At 67.3% G+C, this 5,780-nt stretch carries 4 protein-coding genes; all 4 read left to right on the top strand.

The features are described 5' to 3' along the window. Positions 1-427: 427 nt before the first annotated feature. Positions 428-1,555, top strand: a complete 1,128-nt coding sequence (gene tgt / locus HC022_RS17840; protein ID WP_167453331.1) for a tRNA guanosine(34) transglycosylase Tgt — start codon at positions 428-430, stop codon at positions 1,553-1,555. Positions 1,556-1,720: 165 nt separating this feature from the next. Continuing rightward, positions 1,721-2,815 carry an alkene reductase gene (locus HC022_RS17835; protein WP_167453330.1) on the top strand — a complete coding sequence of 365 codons (1,095 nt, stop codon included), beginning with the start codon at positions 1,721-1,723 and terminating at the stop codon, positions 2,813-2,815. Between the two features lie 158 nt (positions 2,816-2,973). Continuing rightward, the gene (locus HC022_RS17830; RefSeq protein WP_008885503.1) at positions 2,974-3,147 is read left to right on the top strand and encodes a hypothetical protein; all 174 of its coding nucleotides are present in this window, start codon (positions 2,974-2,976) and stop codon (positions 3,145-3,147) included. 423 nt (positions 3,148-3,570) lie between these two features. After that, positions 3,571-5,780, top strand: a 2,210-nt coding sequence (lon, locus tag HC022_RS17825; protein ID WP_167453329.1) for an endopeptidase La, incomplete at its 3' end; no start/stop codon positions are given.

Here is a 5,780-nt window from a genome sequence, read left to right as displayed (position 1 = left end):
GCGGGCCGCAGCCGTTGCGGTTGCGGTGGATGTGCCGCGTCGGCGTGTGGCCCTGGCCCTGCGCGCGCGAGGGAGCGGCCGTCGGGGGGGCCGGGGCCCTTCCCGCCGTAGAGCGGGGGTCTTCGCGGCGGCACGCAGCGTGTCATGGAACGTGCCGAAGGTCGGCTTGGGCGGGGACGGCAGGGATGCTTGCGGCGAGGTCCAGCGCGAGGATGCGGACCATTGGGGGCGGTCTCCCTTGGGGGCGATGGGTGGAAGGGGCGGCGAGAGAGGTGAACCGGGCCTGAGACGATCGACTGCGCGGGATTTTCCGGCCGCCCCGCCTTGCCCGCCCTGTGACGCCCGTCCGCCCGCGCTGGCCACCCTGCGTCGCCTCGCCCCGCTGCTCGGGCTTGGCAAGCGCCGCGGTTTGCGGCAGAGCAGGAGCATGACCCGCACCTCGTTCACCCTCACCGCCACCGACGGCGCTGCCCGCACCGGCGTGATCTCGACCCCCCGCGGCGAGATCCGGACCCCTGCCTTCATGCCCGTCGGCACCGCCGCCACCGTCAAGGCGATGATGCCCGAGAACGTGCGCGCGACCGGCGCCGACATCCTGCTCGGCAACACCTACCACCTGATGCTGCGCCCGACCGCCGAGCGCATCGCGCGGCTGGGCGGGCTGCACAGGTTCATGAACTGGGAGCGGCCGATCCTCACCGACTCGGGCGGGTTCCAGGTGATGAGCCTTGCCGCCCTGCGCAAGCTCACCGAGGAGGGCGTCAGCTTCCGCAGCCATATCGACGGCTCCAGGCACATGCTGACACCGGAGCGCTCGATGGAGATCCAGAGGCTGCTGGGCTCGGACATCGTCATGGCCTTCGACGAATGCCCGGCGCTGCCCGCCGACCGCACGCGAATCGAGGAGAGCATGCGGCTCTCGATGCGTTGGGCGCAGCGTTCGCGCGATGCCTTCGGGGACCGCCCCGGCCACATGCTCTTCGGCATCCAGCAGGGCGGGCTGGAGCCCGACCTGCGCGAGGAGAGCGCCGCGGCGCTGAAGGCCATCGACTTCGACGGCTACGCCGTGGGCGGGCTCGCGGTGGGCGAGGGGCAGGAGGCGATGTTCGGCTGCCTCGATTATGCGCCGGGCTTTCTGCCCGAGGACAAGCCGCGCTACCTGATGGGCGTGGGCAAGCCCGACGACATCGTGGGCGCGGTGAAGCGCGGCATCGACATGATGGACTGCGTGCTGCCGACCCGCTCGGGGCGCACCGGGCAGGCCTGGACCCGTCACGGCGTGGTGAACATCAAGAACGCCCGCCATTCCGACGACCCGCGGCCGCTGGACGAGCAGTGCAGCTGCCCCGCCTGCACCGGCTATTCCCGCGCCTACCTGCACCACGTCTACCGCGCCGGCGAAATGATCTCGGGGATGCTGCTGTCCTGGCACAACCTCCAGTATTTCCAGGAGATCATGCAGGGCATGCGCGACGCCATCGCCGAGGGACGCTTCGCAGCCTGGGAGGCCGAGTTCCACGCCGTCCGGGCCGAGGGCGACATCGGGCCGCTCTGATCATTTCGCAGGCAGTCTTTGCCCGGTGCTTGAGCGCAGGGCAGCTTGTGCGCGCACGCAGGGGCCTCTGCCGTTGCCGCCACGCGGCAGAGGATTATCTCGGACCGACAAGTCTTGCGGTCCTTCCCCTCTCCCCACCGGACCGCACCACGGAAGGAGACTCTCTTGACCGAAAAACTCTTCACCCCGTTCACCGCAGGCGCCATCGAGCTGTCGAATCGCATCGTCATGGCCCCGCTGACCCGCAACCGCGCCGATGACGACACCGGCGAGGTCGGCGACCTGCATGTCGAGTACTACCGCCAGCGCGCCAGCGCCGGGCTCATCATCACCGAGGCCACGCAGATCTCGCCGATGGGCAAGGGCTACATCCAGACCCCCGGCATCCACACCGAGGCGCAGGTGGCCGCCTGGAAGCGCGTGACCGATGCGGTGCACGAGGCCGGCGGCAAGATCGTCGTGCAGCTCTGGCACGTGGGCCGGATCTCGCACACCTCGCTGCTGCCCGGCGGGCAGGCGCCCGTGGCGCCCTCGGCCATCGGTGCCGGCGCCAAGACCTTCACCAAGGCGGGCTTCGAGGAGACCTCGGTGCCGCGCGCGCTGACCGTCGACGAGATCTCGGCCACGGTCGAGGATTACCGCAAGGCCGCGGCGCTGGCGATCGAGGCGGGCTTCGACGGGGTCGAGGTGCACGGCGCCAACGGCTACCTGATCGACCAGTTCCTCAAGACCGGCGCCAACAAGCGCGAGGACGCCTACGGCGGCTCGATCGAGAACCGCGCCCGCATTCTGTTCGAGGTGCTCGACGCGGTGACTGCCGAGATCGGTGCCGACCGCACCGGCCTGCGACTGTCGCCCTTCGCACCCGCCAACGGCATCAGCGATGACGAGCCGCAGGCGATGAACGAATACGTGGTGAAGAAGCTGAACCCCTACGGGCTCGCGTACCTGCACCTCGTGGAAGGCGCCACCGGCGGTTCGCGCGAGCTCAAGGAAGGCGAGAGCCTCGATGCGCTGCGCGCGCTCTTCGAGGGGCCCTACATGGGCAACAACGGCTATGACCGCGATCTCGCCATCGAGGCGGTGGAGTCCGGCAAGGTGGATCTGGTGGCCTTCGGACGCCCGTTCATCTCGAACCCGGATCTCGTCGACCGGCTGAAGCGCGGTGCCGCGCTCAACAGCGGCGACCAGAGCACCTTCTACGGCGGCGGCTCCGAGGGCTACACCGACTACCCGACGCTGGAAGACGCGGCGGCCTGATCATCAGGCCCGTCCGGGCCGCGTGATCCGGGAACCACCAAGGCCGGCCCTCTTCCGTGCGAAGGGGGCCGTGCCGTTCAGGGCGTACGCTCCGGGCTTGTGCGGGTGTGGTCCTTGGCGGTAAAGCAGGGTCCGCACAGTCGGCAAGGAGCCGGATCATGGATTACTCGAAGATGGGTGGGGGGCGCTCCGGTGCCAACGCACCGCGTTACGACCGCCACAAGGAAGCGCCTCAGGGCAAGGGCACTGGCAAGGGCAAGGGGGCCAAGGCTTCCAAGTCCGAACTGCTGGAGCGCATGAAGGCCGCGCAGGACAAGCGCAAGGACGGCTGAGCAATCCCTGCTCGGTCTCTCGCCGCCGACCGGCCCCGCGCGCATCACCCGGGGCCGGCGTCGCGCGGGCGGGGTCGCCTGATCACGCGCGCCGAAGATCCCCCACGAACATCCGCCCGACCGACGCACGGTCCGGGTCCGGCCCGATGGTCGCAAACCCGTCAGACGCAAACCCGTCAGACGCAAACCCGTCAGACAAGGTGCGCGCGGCGCAAAAACTTGCTGCGAGCTGCGCTGGACATGCGGGGTTTCGTGCAAATGTCACCTTGCGCGCAATGACGCGCTTCGCCACACTGATCCGACCGGAGAAGGGCGTGGTTGATTTCGACAGGACCCGACCCCACCTTTGACTCCGACAAAGGGGACGGCGGGGGTTGCCGGAAGACCGGGACCGGTCCGTCCTGCCAAGACGAAGGAATGCTTATGCAACAGCCCCTCAATTCCTCCTATCCGGTGCTTCCGCTGCGTGACATCGTGGTGTTCCCGCACATGATCGTGCCGCTGTTCGTCGGGCGCGAGAAGTCGGTGAAGGCACTGGAGGAGGTGATGGCGGACGACAAGCAGATCCTGCTTGCCGCCCAGATCGACCCCGCGGTCGATGATCCCGAGAGCGACGGCATCTACCGTGCCGGCGTGCTCGCCAACGTGCTGCAGCTGCTCAAGCTGCCCGACGGCACCGTGAAGGTGCTGGTCGAGGGCCAGAGCCGCGTGCGCATCACCGAATACATCGAGAACGAGGCCTTCTTCGAGGCGCGTTGCGAGTACATCACCGAGATGCCCGGCGATCCCGCCGCCATCCAGGCGCTGGTGCGCACCGTCGGCGAAGAGTTCGAGCGCTACGCCAAGGTCAAGAAGAACATCCCCGAAGAGGCGCTGTCGGCGGTCTCCGAGACCACCGAGCCCGCCAAGCTTGCCGACCTCGTGGCCGGTCATCTCGGCATCGAGGTCGAGCAGAAGCAGGAGCTTCTGGAGACCCTCGCGATCAGCGAGCGGCTCGAGAAGGTCTACGGGCTGATGCAGGGCGAGCTTTCGGTCCTGCAGGTCGAGAAGAAGATCAAGACCCGCGTCAAGTCGCAGATGGAGAAGACCCAGCGCGAGTATTATCTGAATGAGCAGATGAAGGCCATTCAGAAGGAACTCGGCGACGGCGAGGACGGCCAGAACGAGGTCGCCGAGCTCGAGGCGCGCATTGCCGAGACCAAGCTCTCGAAAGAGGCGAAGGAAAAGGCCGAGGGCGAGCTCAAGAAGCTGCGGAACATGTCGCCCATGTCCGCCGAGGCCACGGTCGTGCGCAACTATCTCGACTGGATGCTGTCGATCCCGTGGGGCACCCGCTCGCGCGTCAAGAAGGACCTGAACAAGGCCCAGGAGATCCTCGATCACGACCACTACAGCCTCGAGAAGGTCAAGGAGCGGATCGTCGAGTATCTCGCCGTGCAGGCGCGCAGCCAGAAGCTGAAGGGCCCGATCCTCTGCCTCGTCGGCCCGCCGGGCGTCGGCAAGACCTCTCTCGGCAAGTCGATGGCGAAAGCCACCGGGCGCGAGTTCATCCGCATCTCGCTGGGTGGCGTGCGTGACGAGTCCGAGATCCGCGGTCACCGCCGGACCTACATCGGCTCGATGCCGGGCAAGATCATCCAGGCGCTGAAGAAGGCCAAGACCACAAACCCGCTCATCCTTCTCGACGAGATCGACAAGATGGGTCAGGACTTCCGTGGCGACCCGGCTTCGGCCATGCTCGAGGTGCTGGACCCCGAACAGAACTCGACCTTCGTGGACCACTATCTCGAAGTGGAATACGACCTGTCGAACGTGATGTTCGTGACCACGTCCAACAGCTACAACATGCCCGGCCCGCTGCTTGACCGGATGGAGATCATCCCGCTCTCGGGCTACACCGAGGACGAGAAGCTCGAGATCGCCAAGCGTCACCTGCTCGACAAAGAGGTGAAGGCGCACGGTCTCAAGAAGGGCGAGTTCTCGGTCAGCGACGGCGCGATCACCGACATCATCCGCTACTACACCCGCGAGGCGGGGGTGCGGAACCTCGAGCGCGAGATCGCGCGGCTGGCACGGAAGTCGGTTACCAAGATCGTCAAGAAGGAGGCCGACCACGTCGACGTGACTTCCGAGAACCTCGACGACTTCCTTGGGGTCCGCAAGTTCCGCTACGGCCTGGCCGAGGAAGAAAGCCAGATCGGTGTCGTCACCGGGCTTGCATACACCTCGGTGGGCGGTGACCTGCTGCAGATCGAGGCGCTGCGTCTGCCGGGCAAGGGTCGGATGAAGACCACCGGCAAGCTCGGCGACGTGATGAAGGAGAGCATCGAGGCCGCGTCCTCCTACGTGCGCTCCATCGCGCCGCAGATCGGGGTCAAGCCGCCGCGCTTCGACAAGTGGGACATCCACGTGCACGTGCCGGATGGCGCGACGCCCAAGGACGGACCCTCGGCGGGTCTGGCCCTGGGGACAGCGATCGGCTCGGGGCTGACCGGGCTGCCAGTGCGCAAGGACATCGCCATGACCGGCGAGGTCACCCTGCGCGGCAACGCTTCCGCCATCGGCGGGCTGAAGGAGAAGCTGCTCGCGGCGCTGCGTGGCGGGATCAAGACCGTTCTCATTCCCGAAGAGAA

This window comes from Salipiger sp. HF18 (assembly GCF_011806505.1).
Classification (GTDB): Bacteria; Pseudomonadota; Alphaproteobacteria; order Rhodobacterales; family Rhodobacteraceae; genus Salipiger; species Salipiger thiooxidans.
The sequence above is the reverse complement of the archived record's forward strand: the minus strand, read 5'-3'. Positions and strand labels throughout refer to the sequence as shown.